This is a genomic window from Frankia sp. ACN1ag, assembly GCF_001414035.1.
Classification (GTDB): Bacteria; Actinomycetota; Actinomycetes; order Frankiales; family Frankiaceae; genus Frankia; species Frankia torreyi.
The window spans coordinates 1-16,259 of record NZ_LJPA01000018.1 but is presented as its reverse complement, the minus strand read 5'-3'; the positions used below and the strand labels follow the sequence as shown (position 1 = coordinate 16,259).

General features: G+C 68.5%; 11 protein-coding genes and 3 pseudogenes. 3 read left to right on the top strand and 11 right to left on the bottom strand.

Annotation, left to right across the window (positions count from 1 at the left end):
- The first annotated feature begins 85 nt into the window (after window positions 1-85).
- Window positions 86-1,096 (top strand): alpha/beta fold hydrolase, encoded by a 1,011-nt coding sequence (locus UK82_RS17345; protein WP_055408173.1) that lies wholly within the window; start codon window positions 86-88, stop codon window positions 1,094-1,096.
- Here UK82_RS17345 and UK82_RS17340 read toward each other — a convergent pair.
- The 11 genes and pseudogenes from UK82_RS17340 to UK82_RS41540 form a co-directional block, all read right to left on the bottom strand.
- Window positions 1,083-1,955, bottom strand: coding sequence for a hypothetical protein (locus tag UK82_RS17340; RefSeq protein WP_236706054.1), 873 nt, complete (start codon window positions 1,953-1,955; stop codon window positions 1,083-1,085). The two genes, UK82_RS17345 and UK82_RS17340, sit on opposite strands and share 14 nt — an antisense overlap.
- Window positions 1,956-2,631: 676 nt before the next feature.
- The gene (locus UK82_RS17330) at window positions 2,632-3,513 is read right to left on the bottom strand and encodes a helix-turn-helix transcriptional regulator (RefSeq protein WP_236706053.1); all 882 of its coding nucleotides are present in this window, start codon (window positions 3,511-3,513) and stop codon (window positions 2,632-2,634) included.
- Complete coding sequence (locus tag UK82_RS17325; RefSeq protein WP_236706052.1) at window positions 3,500-4,003, bottom strand: DUF6879 family protein; 504 nt, start codon at window positions 4,001-4,003, stop codon at window positions 3,500-3,502. The genes UK82_RS17330 and UK82_RS17325 overlap by 14 nt, the downstream gene beginning before the upstream one ends.
- 5 nt (window positions 4,004-4,008) lie before the next feature.
- The gene (locus tag UK82_RS17320; RefSeq protein WP_055408244.1) at window positions 4,009-4,224 is read right to left on the bottom strand and encodes a hypothetical protein; all 216 of its coding nucleotides are present in this window, start codon (window positions 4,222-4,224) and stop codon (window positions 4,009-4,011) included.
- 119 nt (window positions 4,225-4,343) lie between these two features.
- A pseudogene (locus UK82_RS38345) lies at window positions 4,344-4,494 on the bottom strand (type I restriction enzyme endonuclease domain-containing protein); the annotation flags it as partial.
- A 1-nt stretch (window position 4,495) separates the two neighbouring features.
- Window positions 4,496-6,512 (bottom strand): annotated as a pseudogene (locus UK82_RS38340) (type I restriction endonuclease subunit R); the annotation flags it as partial.
- Between the two features lies 1 nt (window position 6,513).
- Window positions 6,514-7,568: type I restriction endonuclease (locus tag UK82_RS38335; protein ID WP_255354318.1), on the bottom strand; the 1,055-nt coding region annotated here is incomplete at its 3' end.
- A gap of 17 nt (window positions 7,569-7,585) precedes the next feature.
- On the bottom strand, window positions 7,586-8,767 hold the full coding sequence (locus tag UK82_RS31610; RefSeq protein WP_236706051.1) for a restriction endonuclease subunit S: 1,182 nt from the start codon (window positions 8,765-8,767) through the stop codon (window positions 7,586-7,588).
- A 28-nt stretch (window positions 8,768-8,795) separates the two neighbouring features.
- Complete coding sequence (locus UK82_RS17305) at window positions 8,796-10,490, bottom strand: class I SAM-dependent DNA methyltransferase (RefSeq protein ID WP_055408164.1); 1,695 nt, start codon at window positions 10,488-10,490, stop codon at window positions 8,796-8,798.
- Between the two features lie 76 nt (window positions 10,491-10,566).
- A complete protein-coding gene (locus UK82_RS17300) occupies window positions 10,567-12,735 on the bottom strand; it encodes a hypothetical protein (protein ID WP_161849128.1) in 2,169 nt (722 codons plus the stop codon).
- Between the two features lie 133 nt (window positions 12,736-12,868).
- On the bottom strand, window positions 12,869-13,000 hold the full coding sequence (locus tag UK82_RS41540; protein WP_255354313.1) for a hypothetical protein: 132 nt from the start codon (window positions 12,998-13,000) through the stop codon (window positions 12,869-12,871).
- Between the two features lie 127 nt (window positions 13,001-13,127).
- On the opposite strand from UK82_RS41540, the pseudogene UK82_RS42835 reads away from it, so the two are divergent.
- Both UK82_RS42835 and UK82_RS17290 read left to right on the top strand, forming a co-directional pair.
- Window positions 13,128-14,860: pseudogene (locus UK82_RS42835) on the top strand (AAA family ATPase); the annotation flags it as partial.
- An 825-nt stretch (window positions 14,861-15,685) separates the two neighbouring features.
- Window positions 15,686-16,087 (top strand): hypothetical protein, encoded by a 402-nt coding sequence (locus tag UK82_RS17290; RefSeq protein WP_055408158.1) that lies wholly within the window; start codon window positions 15,686-15,688, stop codon window positions 16,085-16,087.
- The last annotated feature ends 172 nt before the right edge of the window (window positions 16,088-16,259 follow it).

The following is a 16,259-nucleotide window of genomic DNA, read 5'->3' as shown; positions in this document are numbered from 1 at the left end:
GAAACGGCGCCCACGACGCCCCCGAGCACGGCGTTCAGAGCAGGCACAGCGCCCAAGGCGCCCACGGCGGGCGACGAAGTCCGCGGTGGCCGATGCGCACGCCACGCGGGAGACGACGGTGACCGCGTCCGACGGGGTGCGGCTGCACGTCACCGAGGTCGGGCCGCCGGGCGCCGCGCTGACGCTGGTCTTCGTTCACGGCTTCTGCATGACCGCGGACGCCTGGCACTTCCAGCGCCGAGACCTCGCCGACCTGGGCCGCACGGTCTGCTACGACCAGCGCGCGCACGGCCGGTCCGACCCGTCCGACGCCGAGCACTGCACCATCGCGCAGCTCGCCGACGACCTGCATCGGGTCCTCGACGACCGGGTGCCGACCGGCCCGGTCGTGCTCATCGGCCACTCGATGGGCGGGATGACCGTCCTCGGCCTGGCCGAGACGCACCCGGAGCTGTTTGGCGACCGGATCATCGCGGTGGCCCTGCTGTCCACGAGCGCGGGCGAGCTGACCCGCCTGGCGTTCGGACTGCCGGCCGCCGTCACCGCGGCGGCGCGCCGCGTCCTGCCCGGGGTTGCCGTCGGGATGCGGCACGCCCCGTCGCTGCTGGAGCGGATCCGCTGGCGGGGCAGCGGCGTGTCGCGGGCGCTGACCCGCCGGGTCGGCTTCGGCTCGACCCAGGTTCCGGAGCCGGTGGTCGATGCCCTGGAGGAGATGATCGCGAGCACCCCGATTCCCGTGGTGGGTGCCTTCCTGCCCACCCTGCTCGACCACGATCGGCTGGCCGCCGCCGCGGCGCTGCGCGACGTCCCCACCCTGCTGCTCGTCGGCGACGCCGACGTGATGACCCCCCTGGAGCACAGCCGCACGCTGGCCAAGGCCCTACCCAAGGCCGAACTCTGGGTCGAGAAGGGTGCCGGCCACGCCGTCATCCTGGAACGCCCCCACAAGGTCAGCGCCCGCATCCGCGAGCTGGTGGCCCGCGCTCGGCCCGCCCGGCGGACCTTCCCGCACCGCACGAAGCTGACACTGCGCATCCCCAAGGCCGCGCGAGCAGGCAAGCGCGCCCAGGCCCACCGCGTCCCTACGCCTCGGTGACGCCGACCCGCCGGGCTGCGTAGTCGCGGGCGACTCGCGCCCGGCGCGCGCCGCGGTTGTGCTCGGTGACCGACCGGTATGTCCATAGACCGGCGGTGAAGGCGGCGAAAGCGGTCAACGCGTCAGCCTCGACTCGCCAGCCGGCCCGCGTCGCCGCCCACGCCTCGGCGTCCGCCGGCGAGTGACCCGCTTCGATCAGCCGAATGACCATGAATGCCGTGTCGACCCAGCCGGCGCCCGCGGCCGGCCATCCCCAGTCGATCACGTGGATCACACCGTCAGCACCGATGATGAACTGGTCGCCGTGCAGATCGGTGTGGACGAGCCGATCGCCCTCCACCGCCTCCGGCGCCAGGACGGTCCACCGGTCCATATCCTCGACATCCCAGCCGGTCACGACGTCGGGAGCGATCTCGCCTAGCCGACTCCACCAGTCCTGCACCTCCCACCGCAGGTGCAGGCCCCTGATCCCGGGGGCCGGCAACGCGCCGATCCGGTCCACCGTGACCCCCACCGCCGGCAGATCCACGGACCCGGGGGCGAGGTCCGCGGCCCGGCCCGGCAGATACTCGAATCCGACGACCAACCAGTCGTCGTCCGCAGTGACGTCCTCGGCGAACAGCACGGCCGGGGCGATGCCGCCAGCGAGCGCCCCCGCCGTGATCTCGTTGCGAAGCCAGCGCATTCGCCGGCTGATCCCCTTGACGCCCTTGACGAAGACGGGCCGCTCCCCGCTGACCAAGGCGGCGAGGTCGTTGTTCTGACCGTCGTCGATGACTGTCACCGAGCTGACCGAACCGACATGCCGCTCGACCGTCTGCCGCACCGTGCCGGGGATCGAGTCCCACACGTCTGCCACGGCCAGTTCACCTCTCCGCCCTATTTCGGGATCCGCGAGCCCTGGTTCTCGTCGCCGTCCTTGCCGGACGCGGAGCAGTTTCCCTCGTCCGCGCACGAGCTCCAGTCCCCCGCCGTGGCCGCGGGCCACAGGTCGGGGTCAACGAGGTAACCAGCGTCCGTGATGGCCGTCAGCGTACGGTCCCGCGCGTCGTGATCGCGGGCAGGGATGTCGGTCGTGTCGGCAGGAACGTGATGGATGAACCGGCCCGCGATCTGGTTGCAGAACGCCGCGTACTCCCGAGTGTCGAGCACGAACACATGCCAGCCGATATCCACCAGCCGGCTCGGTATCAGACCGGCATCCGGGATCTTCGCGCTGGCGCCCAAGAAGGCCAGGGCCTGATCCATGATCCGAACGGCGAGATCGCGGTCTCTCGCCACCTCCGTCTCCGCCGCTATCCGGTTGACCAGCCGGNCGAACACGTCCGGCCGAACCAGGAAACGGCCCGTCATCGCCTCTGCCACACCAGTCATCGCCGCGTGCTCCTCACAGGGAATGGGGTTCGACAGCGCCCAGCACTCGCCGGGCGTGATGGTGACGAACTCAACTCAGAGAGTAGAAGTCTCAACCGAGCAAGAATAGAAAGATTCTTGGAGTTTCTCGAAACTAGGAGAAGGCTGGTCTGGACGCGAAACTAGGCGCCATCCTCGGTGAGTTCGGCGGCGAGGTCGCCCAGGACCCGGGTGATGATCGCTCGGGCGGCGGCACCGTAGCTGGCGGCCGCGGCGAGCTGCTCGAAGATGCCACCATAGAACTCGATCTCCTGGGGCTGGGCCAGGTTGAGCTCGGCGGAGAAGGTCTCGACCATGACCCGCTCCTGGTCGAGCAGCCAGAAGCCGTGGGCCGGCGCGACGACGTATCGGGTCTCGAAGCCGATGATCCCCAGCCGGACGTTCCGCAGCGTCGACAGCGACACGAGGCGGTCAAGTTGCGCCATCATCGCCTCGACCGGGCACAGCCGGTAACGCAGGGCGGCCTCGGTGAGCACGAAATGGAACCGCTTGTCCGATCGGTACAGCATCTCCTGGCGTTGCATCCGGATACGGACGGCGTCGTCGACTCCGCCGGGCACCTTGAACACCGTCGCTGTCTCGGCGAACCGTGCGCGGGCGTACTCCGCGGTCTGGAGCAGACCGGGGATCACGGTCGGCTCGAAGGCCCGGAACAGCCGGGTCCGAGCGTCGAGATCGACGAGTTCGCCCTGATGCTGGCGCAGCCCGGAGGAGAGCTGACGGCGCCACTCGGCGTGCTGCAACTCCAGTGTGTGCAGGGAGGCGAGGAGCCCGTCGATCTCACTCTCGGCCCGGGTCGCCTCGGCCCAGACGCGGATGTCCTCGTCGGTGGGGGTCTGGCGGCCGTTCTCCAGCTTGGAGATCTTCGATGCGGGCCAGGACACGGACTGCGCGAGCTGCCGGCCGGTCACCCCGGCCCGCTGGCGCAGTTCACGCAGCCGCAGCCCCAGAGCACGACGCGCCTCGTCGACGCTGGTCGCACCGGTCGGTCTAGTCGGCGGCAAAGTCATCCCGTCGGACGGCGCGGTGCCAGGCGGCATCACGCCAGTAGCTGTGCTGGACCACTATCGCAGGGTCGGTGATGACCTCCCCGCCGAGGAAGGTCAGGTCGTCGGCGAAGTGCATGCGGACGAGCAGGCGGGAGTCGAACAGCCAGTAGTCGTAGTCCGGCAGGCTGGCGGCCTGGTCGCGGGGGAGGTAGCGGATGTCCTCGCCCGCCGCGTTGGTGTACTGCGAACAGAACACCCCGAACCGGCTGTAGTCACTCAACGGCACGGTGACGACCCGGACTCGGGTGAACCGCCGCCCCTCGGCCGTCGCACCACCGATCATGGCCAGCCAGTCCTGGAACCAGCCGAGATCCACCTCCTCGCCGGCTACGAACTGCCGCAACGCCTCCGCCTCGTACGACACCAGGTAGTCATCCCGCGCCTCCAACCGGAACGCGGTGTGCTCGAAGCTGCGAAACAGCCGGTCGAACTCCGCACCGATCAACAGGCTCAGCGGTCCACCTCGGCCTGATCGTCCTTGGCGAACCGCAGCAACGCCTTCGGGACCTCGACGAACGTCTCGCCCTCCAGCACGTCCTTCAGATCGGCCAACGCCTCAGGGTCCGTCACCGTCCACCCCTGGATGACGTACGTGTCGCGGTCCGTCGCATAGAGCGTCGGGCACTGTCCTGCCTGCGAGTCCGTGCCCAGCAGCGTCAGTCGCATGAGGCCATCCTCCTCGAACATGCGCGAAAGATTCTCGACCATCGTCGATGGAAAGGGCAGGATGGTCAAGGAACAGCCGATAGCGATGTGGCCGCGGTCCCACAAGCGTCGCGTTCTGGTCAGTGCTCGGTGCCGGAGGCCCAGTCCTCGGCGAACGTCTCCGTCTGGGCGATGACGAGGTCGATCGCCTCCCGCGCGGCGTCGGGCGGGTAGCCGTGCCTGGCGAGCAGGCGCTTGATGATGGTGCGGATCCGCGCGCGGACGTCCTCGNGCTTCGTCCAGTCGGTCGTCGCCGACTTCTGGACCTGGACGACGAGGTCGCGAGCGATCTCGGCGAGCTTGTCGTCCCCCAGCTCCCTGACGGCGGAGTCGTTCTGCGCGACGGCGTCGTAGAACGCGAGTTCGTCGGTGGACAGCGGCGGCGTGAAGTGCCGGCCGCGGTCGCTTTCGGTGGTCACCTCCTTGGCCAGCTTCGCCAGCTCGGCGAGGATCTCGGCGGCGGTCAGGTGCTGGTTGCGGTAGGCGTTCATCAGCTCGACGATCCGGTCGGAGAAGCTCCGCTGGCGGACCAGGTTGTGCCGGGTGACCTGGCGCATGGTCTGCTCGATGGCGCGCCGCAGCGCCTCGATCGCGAGGTTCGGGGTCTTCGACGCCCGCAGCCGCTCCAGGTACGCCTCGTCCAGGTGGGAGAGGTCGGGCCGCTCGATCCCGGCGGCTTCGTAGAGGTCGGTGACGCCGCCGGCCTCGATCGTCGCGGCGGTGAGCTGGCGCAGCAGGATCTCGACCTCGTCGGGGACGGGCAGGCCGGCGGCGCGGCGCTGCTCGGCGTCCAGCTTGGCCATCGACACCCGGACGGCGTGGAAGAACGCGATGTCGGGACGCAGATCGTCCAGCTCATCCCGGACGGAGCACAGCGCGTAGGCCCGTTCGAGGCGGGCGGCGGCGTCGCGGAACCGGGCGGGGCGCGGCAGATGGCCGTCCTGCGCGGTGTTCCCAGGCTTGGACGGGTCACATAGGTAGTCGACGGTGCCGAGCAGGGCCTGCTTGTAGGCCGTCCGGCTGCCGCCGGCGAGCACCGTCCGCCAGTCGTGGTCAGCGAGGAGCTTGACGATGACATCGTGCAGGTCGCGAACCTTGCCGATCATCTCGTCGAGGTCGCGGCCGAGGGGCTGCTGCGCCTGGTCGGCGGAGGTGTACTCGGCGAGCGCCTCCCGTAGCCGCTCGGCGACCGGGGCGTAGGCGACGAGCAGGCCGTCCTGCTTGTTGCGGTGGGTGCGGTTGACCCGGGCGATGGCCTGCATGAGCGCGGCGCCGCGCATCGGCCGGTCGAGGTACATCGTGTGCAGCGGCGGCGCGTCGAACCCGGTGAGCAGCATCGACTGCACGATGATCAGTTCGAGCGGGTCGTCGTCGTTGCGCACCCGGGACTGGATCGTCTTGTTCTGGGACGGCCGCCGGACGTGCTTGAAGATCTCGCCCTTGTCGTCGCTGTTCCCCGTGTAGACGACCTTGATCTTTCCCTTGTCGACCGCGTCGTCGTGCCAGTCGGGGCGCAGCTCGACGATCTCCCGGTACAGATCCGCGCAGATCCGCCGGGTGGCGCAGACGATCATTCCCTTGCCGGGGCTGTCGATGAACGGCCTCATCTGGACGGATCGCGACTCCCAGTGCTTGACGATGTCATTCGCCAGGGTCCGCACCCGGGCCGGCGCGCCGTAGAGCGCGTTCATCACGGCGACGTTGCGGCGCACCCGTTCCTGTTCTGCCTCGTCCAGCCCGGCGGTGATCTCGTCAGCCTGGGTGTCGATCGCCTCGGGATCAATGCCCGGCGGCAGCTCGAGCGGGATGAGCCGGCTCTCGTGGTAGACGCGGACGGTCGCCCCGTCCTCGACGGCGCGGGTGAGGTCGTAGACATCGATGTAGTCGCCGAACACCTTGCGGGTGTCGCGGTCCGCCTCCGACAGGGGGGTGCCGGTGAAGGCGAGGAAGGTCGCCTTCGGCAGCGCCTCGCGCAGCCGGAGGGCGAACCCGTCGAGGGTGTCGTAATGGCTGCGGTGCGCCTCGTCCACGACGACGATGATGTTCAACCGGTTGGAGAGCAGCGGGTGCGCCGACTTCGACTCCCGCTCCTCCTTGGTCAGCCCGAACTTCTGCAGCGTGGTGAACAGGATGCCGCCGGTCGCGCGGCTCGACAGCTCCGTGCGGAGCTGGTCGCGGCTGTCGATCTGCACGGGTTCGCCCGGCAGCAGCAGGCTGGACTGGAACACCCCGTAGAGCTGGTCGTTGAGNTCGATCCGGTCGGTGAGCACGAGGATCGTCGGGTTCGCCAGCCGCGGGTCGACGCTGGCCTGGTAGGCGTAGAGCTCCATCTCCATCGACTTGCCGGAGCCCTGGGTGTGCCAGACGACGCCGGCCTTCCCGTCGCTGCGAATCGCCTCGACGGTCTTCTCCACCGCGCGGCTGACCGCGAAGTACTGGTGCGCCTTCGCGATCCGCTTCTGCAGGCCCGAGCCGCCGATGCTGGCGAACGTGACGTAGCCGCGCAGCAGGTCGAGGAACCGGCGCTGGTCGAACAGGCCGTGCAGCAGCACGGTCTGCGCGTCGTCGTAGCGGATGTCGTCGACCTCGCGCGGCAACTCCTGCTGCCCGCCGGGGTTTCCCCGCGGGCGCACCGGCTCGCCGTCCTCGTCGACGTTCCACGGCGCGAAGTGGTTGAACGGGGTGAACGGGGTGCCGTAGCGGGCGGTCACCCCGTCGGAGACGGCGAACAGCACGGTGGCCCGGAATGCCAGCGGCCACTCGGTGACGTAGTTCATCAGCTTCTGATGCGCGACCCGCAGATCGGCCTTTTCGGAGCCGGCGTTCTTCAGCTCGACGACGGCGACCGGCAGGCCGTTGAGGTACAGGACGAGATCGCAGCGGATGCCGTTGCGGTTGCGGTCGTCGATCCGGACCTGGCTGGCGACGACGTAGTCGTTCATCTCCGGGTCCCGGAAGTCGATCAGCCAGATGGTCGGAGTGGTCTCGGCGCCGTACTCATCGACGACGGTGACGGACCGCATCCCACGCGCCATGAACTCGTGCAACCGCCGGTTCTCCGCGATGGCGTCCTGGGATTCTGACGCGAGCACCACACCGACGGCATCGTCGACGGCGGTGGCCGGCAGATCCGGATTGATCTGGCTGATCGCCTCCCGCAGCCGGTCGACGAGAATCGGCTCGGCCCAGTCCTTCCGTTCCCCATCGCCCCCGCTGCGCGGCCCGAGCTGGGAGCCCTTCATCGGCTGCCACCCAAGCTCCCCCAGCGTCTCGATGGCCACCTGCTCCCAGTCGTCCTCGCTCATGGCCCCCCGACCCAAAGTCACGTCACATCCTCCACAATCTTCTCCGCGTCCCGCACTCGAACCTCCCCCGACATCAACTTCGGCAACAGCGCATCCCGCAGCTCGGCGAGTGTGAGTGCTTCCTGTTCAGCGACCAGCGCCCTCTCCCACAGTGGACGAAGTCGCCGGTCCAACGCAGGTATCTCGTCGCCACTCGGAACGAGAACCGGCTCATCCAGATGCTTTCGCTGAATATGACCCATCGTCGTAGCCTTGTCTGCCGCTATCGACTGAAAGTCCGCCAGCTTCATCAGCGTCAGTTCGAAAGCAAGCCATACTGGAATACCGACACACGGAACAACTTTGAATATATGCTGATTGATGATCGCCTCCGATCTATACCAGCGCGCAACCCGCAGCGTTCCCGACCAGGAGAATAGAATTTCTCCTGGTCGCACAAGATGTCGATCCGGAACATTGATATCATTATAAATCGTCGAAGAGCTGGGACCCGAATTAATCTCCGCGATCCGGACGACCATACGGCCGACACCACGAGCATCCTTAGTGAACGCCCTACCATTTACGAACTCTGCCACGGATGACAGCGGACGCACGGCATACTCCGCGGCCTCACGAGTCAGGAAAAATTCCCGGAGAGACAGCGTACGCAGCGTGTCACACATAAGCGCCAACTCTTCATTGACAGAAATCTTGCTATCTAGCACCTCGATTACCTCAACGATTGCATCGCGATCACGCCGAGGCGGAAGAATGATAGGGAGACGGCGGACGTCTCGAAGATTGAGGGTTGCTTGCACAGTATTGGTCTGCCACATCTCCATGCAGTGTTGTGCAAGCTCAGAAGTCAGACACAATCTAATCCATGCACTCGAAACATCCTGTGGACGAATAACTGCGATGGCCCGCGCCACATTCCAACCCGCAAGAGTTCGCGACACAAGTGCGACTCGACCCACGGACCCAACGATCGAAAGAAGCACTTCGCCACCCGACAGACGAGTTCTTCCATATTCAGAATCAACATCCGGCGACACCCGGATAACACTATCCTCCCTAACTCGCCCCCCGCGAATGTCGGTAACGCGTAGCATCGGCACACCGCCCGGGTCATCCTGTCCCGGCTGAACAATTCCGTAGGCCAGGCCGCCGGATGCTATTACTTCTTCAAGTCGACGAACCTCCCACCCATCCGGCACCTCCGATTCCTTGCATTCCATGAAAGAGTTAGACATCGAGGCGCTCCAGTTGGGTGCGGACTTCCTTTTCCAGGCGGGCGGATTCCTCGAAATGGGCGAAGAGTTCCTTGGTGATACGCTCGATCTTTTCGGCGATCGGTTCGTCACCGGAGGTGTCGACCTCGGCGACGCCGACGTAGCGGCCGGGGGTGAGGACGTGGTCGTGGGTGCGGATCTCCTCGGTGGTGGCCGAGCAGCAGAAGCCGGGAACGTTCTCGTAGGTCAGCTTCTTCTCGCGGGCCGACGCGGAGCCTCGCCAGGCGTGGTAGGTGCCGGCGATCTTTGCCAGGTCTTCCTCGGTGAGGATGCGCTCCGTGCGGTCGATCATCGTGCCCATGTTGCGGGCGTCGATGAACAGGGTTTCGCCGCGGCGTTCGGCGAGGCGGCGGGCGCCCATCGGGCCCTTGTCCTTGGCGAAGAACCACAGGCAGGCGGGGATCTGGGTGGTGCGGAACAACTGCGGCGGCAGCGCGATCATGCAGGCGACCAGGTCGGCCTCGACGAGGGCGGCGCGGATCTCGCCCTCCCCGGACTGCTTGGACGACATCGAACCGTTCGCCATCACCACCCCGGCGCTCCCGCGGGAGCCCAGCTTGGCGATGATGTGCTGCATCCAGGCGAAGTTCGCGTTGCCGGCCGGCGGGGTTCCGTAACGCCAGCGCTGGTCGTCGGCGGTGCGCGCCCAGTCGGACATGTTGAACGGCGGGTTCGCCAGAATGAAGTCGGCCCGCAGGTCGGGATGCCGGTCGTTGTGGAACGTGTCATCCCAGCGGGAGCTCAGGTCGCCGGTGATGCCGTGGATGGCGAGGTTCATCTTCGCCAGCCGCCAGGTCCGCTCGTTCGACTCCTGCCCGTAGACGGCGATGTCGTCCTTGTGCGTCAACCCGCGGTGCTCGGCGATGAACTTCTCCGCCTGGACGAACATGCCGCCCGACCCGCAGCACGGGTCGTACACCCGGCCCTCGTACGGCTCCAGCACCTCGACGAGCAGCTTCACCACGCTTGCCGGGGTGTAGAACTCACCGCCGCGCTTGCCCTCGGCGCGGGCGAACTTCTCCAGGAAGTACTCGTACACCTCCCCCAGCACGTCCCGGGCCGACCGGGTCGCCGCCTCCGCCGGGGCGGCCGGCGCGGGCTCGGCGAACAGCGCGCCGTCCTCACCCGCCGGGGGTGAGGCCGGCTGCGGGGTCGCCCGGTGGCCGGTGAAGCGGGCGTCGCCGAGCAGGTCGACGAGTTCACCGAGGCGGCGCTGGTCGACGCTCTCACTGTTGAAGATCCGCGGGAGGACGCCGGTGAGCGGCGGGTTCTTCTTCATCACCGCGTCCATCGCGGCGTTCAGCAGCTCGCCGATGCCGGCGCTCTTCGCGTTCGTCGCGATGAACTCCCAGCGGGCCTGCTCGGGAACCCAGAAGACGCCGTGCCCGGAGTACTCGTCGGGGTCGTCGAGGAACTCCTCGACCCGCGACTGCGGAATCCCGTCGGCGAGCACGTCCTGGCGGATCTGCTCGCGCCGCTCGACGAACGCGTCCGAGACGTACTTCAGGAAGATCAGGCCGAGGACGAAGTCCTTGTACTGGGCGGCATCCATCGAGCCGCGCAGCTTGTCGGCCGCCTTCCACAGCGTCTCGCGCAACTGGGCCATGGTCGGTGGTCCGGCCGGGGCGGCCTTCTTCCGCGGGGGCATGTATCTCCTCGGGTGCTATTCGATATCTGAAGGTGTCGCGGTGTCGCGATGGTTCAGTGGTCGTGAAGCCCGGCAGTCAGGGACTCGGAGCCGGTGCGGCGACCAGGGTCAGTGTGCCGTCGGTCAACCCGTCGACGGTGGTACGGCGCAGTTCGTCCAGCATGTCGAGCTCGTGCAGGAGCTGAGCCCGGCGGGCGTCGGCGCCGGCGAGCAGGGTGTCGAGTCGGCGCACGACCGGCTCGGGTAACGCGGCGATGCACAGGTCCTCCAGTCGGCGTGGCCCGCGGACCGCTCCGGGGGCGCGGCCGGTGGGGGCCGCAGCGACGAGCAACGCGGCCAGCACCCGCGGGGTGAGGACGGCGCGCCCGGCGTCCGTCAGCCGCAGACCACGCGCGGGAAACTCGATGATCGAGTAGCCGCTCTCGTCGAGGTGCGCGCCGAAGCGGGGGCCGGTCGTGACGATGATGTCGCCGGGTTGCGTGAGGGCGGCCCGCGGGTAGGCGTCGGCGAGAACCATCCGGTCGATCCGCCGGCCGCCGACGCGCGCCGCGCCGGTGAGCTCCGGCGCGCCGAACACGGAGTGGTTTCCGATCGGGCGGACGTGGCCCGGCGCGATGCGCGCGCCCGGCAGGATCCGCAGCAGCGGGCCGCCTGGGGCGCTGGCGCGGGCCAGCCGTGCGATCGAGGCGGTAGGGAGGGCGCGAGGGTCCTCCCGCTCGGCCACCAGACCGCCGAACCCGGGCATGGCATCGCCCGTCCCCGCGCCTTCACGGTGGGAGGCGATCCGGTCGTCGATCTCGCGGATGCGCACGACCGCCCGGGCGGCCCGCCGGCTCGGTTCGCCGGTGGGGCGCGGCGCCGTCAGGGCCACCGACGCCTCCCCGGGTCGGGTCGTCAACTGGCTGATCGCCGCCTGGGAGGCGAAGACACGCAGATGCTCGTCCGGGCGAAATCCGTCGCGGCGCCAGGTCGCGACGTCCAGTACGAGCGTCTCGACGATGTCATCGGTCAGCTCCCGGTCGGAGATGTCCGCCAGCAGCACCCGACCGTGCGCCGGTGCGTCCTCCTCCCGGCGCAGCACCCACAGTGCTGTCCGGTAGGCCGGCCGGAACGGAACCATCCCGCCGGGTAGGTGGATCACCGCCTCGACCAGACCGGTGGTCAGCAGCTCGTCGCGGCGCCGCACCGCCGGGCGGTGCACCGGCAGCGGGTCCACCAGCGCCTCGGCCGGCCCGAGGATGACGGCGGTCTGCCGCGAGCTCAGCGCGTCGGCGATCCGGCGCACCGCGGCGAGCACCTCCACGGCGTCACGCTCCTCGGCCGGCCGGAACGGCAGGCGGGTGACGACGGCGTCGGCGTTCGTGTGGCGCGATGCGGCAGCGCGAATGTCCAGGTCACGGCGGGCCACACCCGCGACCGTGAAGCGGCGGCGGGCCAGCCGGGCGAGGAACCGGTCGGGCTCGACCCCGCTGAGCTTCACGTCCTCCGCCTCGTCGATCACCGCGTGGACGGCGGCCAGCAGGTCACCGGCACCCGCAGCCGGGTCGGCCACGTGCACCACTCCGGTTTCCCGGGCCTGTTCACGAGCGCCCGACAGCTCCGCGATCAGATGCGCCAGCCGCGGCACCACCGAGTCGGTGTACAGCTCGGGGACGTTGAAGCGGTGCCGGGCGCCGAGCAGCCGTCCGAACGCGTCGCGGGTGTTGTAGGCCGCCTCGACGAGCTCGTCGACAGCAGGGGCCAGCCAGCTCGCGTGCGGTCCGAGCGCCATCACCTCGGAAAGCAGCAGCCGATCGTCCGGATCCACCCGCTCGGCCCGGACACGCAGCGACGCGAGCAGGTCATCGTCCTTCTCCGCGCCGACGGTCGGCGGAGCCGCAGCCGCAGCCGCCATCGGGACGAGTGGTTCGTCGTCGTCGAGGTGGCGTAGGCAGAGCAGCGCGCTCGCTGTAGCGACGAAGGTCCGGGCGCCCAGCCGCTGTCCCAGGCAGCGCAGCAAGTAGAGGCGCAGATCCGCGTTCTCGATCTGGCGATTGCCGCGCCTTGGGTTCGCGGCGAGCCAGCGCACGACGTCCGGCGCGTGGAACATCGGGATGCTCGCGTCGAGCTCTTGACCCGCAACGGGAGCTGGGAAGTCGGCGTGACGGCGCCGCCAGGTGGTCACCACCGCGCGCCGCACGTCGGCGAGGTCGGCGATCTCCGGCATAGAGATGAGCAGCGTGCCCGCGTCGGTCAGGTCCGGCATGTGCTCACCCCCCATTCGCTCCAGCGTGCAGCCCACGGCCCGATCCGTGGTCGCGTCAGACAAGCATAGCGATGATCATACGAATTTTCCTGACTCTGACCGATAACCCGGGTTATCGGCTGACAGTTTGATTTCAGACATCGACCGCCGCCACAGTGATCTCCGTCCGGGCCGCTCGGGGGGTGGCCCGGACACCCACGCCGACGCCCCTCCACACCGCGTTTCCCGCTCCGCGGGCGACCTCGACGGCGGCGGCACTCGTCACGAATCGGTCAGTTCCTCGACCCTCGCGAACAGAACGCAGCGAACAGGCGGCATCTGTTCCGGCGTCGACCGAACCTGGCCTTCGGTACCTGTCCAACGACCAGAGCGGGTCGGGAAGGGAATCAGGAATGACGGACGACACGGAGACGGATCCGATCCGAGACGCCCTGTACGAGCGCCTGTTCGACGAGCTCGACCAGGCAGAGGAGCCCTCACAGGTCGCCGACCTGGTGTTTGCGGCCTTCGACGGGGCCGATGCGCTGAACAAAGTGCTCGGCGGCATCACCACGCCGCGCCCGCAACCAACCCGGCGGCCTCGTCCCCACAACGCACAGATACCAGGCATGTACCTGAGGTCCATCTCGGTCCGCGGTTTCCGGGGCGTCGGCCCGATGAAGACGCTCAGCCTGTGCCCCGGACCCGGCCTCACCCTGATCACCGGCCGCAACGGCTCCGGGAAGTCGAGTTTCGCCGACGCCGTCGAGCTGGCGCTCACCGAAACGAACGATCGCCTCAGGCGTGGCAAGATCTGGAAGGACGGTTGGCTCAACCTGCACCGCGACGGGGCGCCTCGCATCGAGGTAGAGCTGACTGCGGAGGGCGCCCCTCGGCCGATCAAGGTGGTGCGGGCCTGGCAGGCGGCCGACACGGACCTGCTCGCCACGAAGACCACCGTGCGCCTGCCCGGTGAAGCCGCCCGTCCGCTGTCGGAGCTGCCGTGGCAGGCGGCCCTTGACGAGTACCGGCCAATTCTCGCCTACTCGGAACTGACCGGCCTGATCACAGACGGCAACGCCAAGAACTTCGACGCGATCAGTCGCATGCTCCGACTCGATGATCTGGCACAGATCCAGACTCTGCTGCAACAGGCGCGCGGTGAGCTCGACAATGCGCATAAGGCGGTGCGCGTCGGATGGACCGCCCTGCGAGCCGACCTCGACGCGTCCACTGACGAGCGCGCGACGGTGATATCAACCGCGCTTGCCTCGCGGCTATCCAATAGCTGGGATCTCGACAGGGCGTATGCGGCGGCGGGTGGCGTGGCTGCCGCCGATGCGAGCGACCGGACCGCGAACACCACCGGTCCCGCTGGCACCGGGGGGACGGTGGAGCTTGACGATGAGGTGACGGCGCTGGGTCACCTCATCGCGCTGGACGTACCCGAGACAGCCGAGGTCGCCGAACGGGCAGCGACCCTACGGGCCGCCGCCGCGCGCGTCGAGGCCACGTCCGGAACCCCCGCCGCTGATGCCCGCCGGGTCGCAGGTCTGCTACGCATCGGGCTCGATCACTACGAGGAGCACGGCGGCGGCAGCTGCCCGCTGTGCCGCGTCGGCACGCTCAACGAAGCCTGGCGCGCATCTGCTGCCGAGGAGGCCGAGCGGCTGCACGCCATCGCCGAGGAGGCCAACGACGCCAACGATCGGCTAGACCACGCCCGCAGCTCGGCGCTCGCCCTGGTCCAGGAACCACCGCGGGCGTTTGCCGCAGACCGGGTGACCGGCTCCGTGGCAGACAGCGCCGCGCGGGCGCGTGCAGCGTGGGATGCTTGGGAGCGGCTTCGTGCCGACGGTGACTCCGGAACGCTCGCCGACGATCTCGTCGTCCGCCATCAGGATCTCCTCGCGGCCCTCGACGCACTGCGGTCCGCGACCCGGGCGCGGCTGGAGACGATGGAGACCGCATGGGCTCCACTCGCGCGCCGAACCCTGGAATGGGTCAACACCGCCCGCGTCAGCCGGGCCCGGCAACCACTGCTCAAGGAACTCAAGAACGCCGAGGACTTCGTCAGGAGGCTTCTGGAGCGCATGCAGGACGAACGGCTCGAGCCGTTCGCGACGCAACACGCGGAGATCTGGGCNGACCTCCGGCAGGAGAGCAACATCGAGATCGGCCGACTCAAGCTACGGGGAACTGGCACGCAGCGCCGACCCGAACTCGACGTCACCGTCGATGGAGCCGGCGGCAAGGCACTGGGCGTGATGAGCCAGGGCGAGCTGCACGCGCTCGGGCTCGCGCTCTTCCTCCCCCGGGCCACCGTGNCGGAAAGCCCGTTCCGTTTCGTCGTCATCGACGACCCGGTGCAGTCCATGGATCCGGCGAAGGTCGACGGGCTCGCCCGCGTCCTGCTACGCACCGCCAGGACCCGTCAGGTCGTCGTCTTCAGCCACGACGACCGGCTCGCCGACGCGGTCCGCCGGTTCAGCACAACCGAGGTTCCTGCCCGCCGGCTGGAGGTCGTCCGCGGGGAACAGTCCGTCATCGAGATCAAAACGACACTCGACCCGGCGAGCCGCTGGCTGGATGAGGCCCATGCGCTGGCCCACACCCCTAACCTGCCCGAGGACATCAAGGCCACGCTCGTCTCCGGGTTCTGCAAGTCGGCCGTGGACGCCGTGTGCATCGACATCTACCGCCGAAAGCGCCTTGCCGCCGGAGATCGCCACCACGAGGTCGAGGACGCAATCACGGCGACGAAGGGCACCGGTTCGAAGGCAGCACTCGCGATCTTCGAAGACGCCAAACGCGCGCCAGAGGTTCTCGGCTACATCAACAAAAGGTGGAAATGGCAGACCGGGAACATCTACAAAGCCGTCAAGGACGGTGGACACGGTCCCCGCGACGGCGATGCCACAGCCCTGGTCCGCGATGCTCAGGTTCTCGTCAATAAGCTCAGCGAGCTCCGATGATCACCCTCCGCTATCTGGACGTCGCCGACAGTCTCCTGCGGGAACGTCCGGACGAGATTGCCGGGCTGTGGCCGCGTGCCTGCGCCTGGCTGCTGCGGCTCGCCCTCGAATCCGCGGTGGACGACCTGTGGGCCCGTGAACGCCCGGCCGTCGCGCAGACCCCGATGCGCGCGCAGCTACTCAGCCTCCGCTACCTTCGCGCGCTGGGCCCCGAGCCTCTCGCCATTGCGGAGTACCTCTGGGAATCCCTGTCCCGCGCGGTTCACCACCACCCGTACGAGCTTTCACCGACCGCCACCGAACTGCGCCGCTGGCACCAGGACGTGCACGCGCTCGCCCTCACTCTGGGCTCACACCGGCCGGAACCCGATCCCACCGCGCAGCCGGAGTCATCCTGAGCGAGCGGTCCAGACCCGCGGAGAACGGATCAGTGAGACCCCTTTAAAGATCGACGATCGACCGGGTCGGTCAGCCCTCGGCGGCCGGCAACGTGGGCAGCTTCAGTTCGCCGATGCCTGCGCGCGTCAGGGACCGAACCCACGGCCCGGGAAGGTCCGCCAGAGGCTCGAA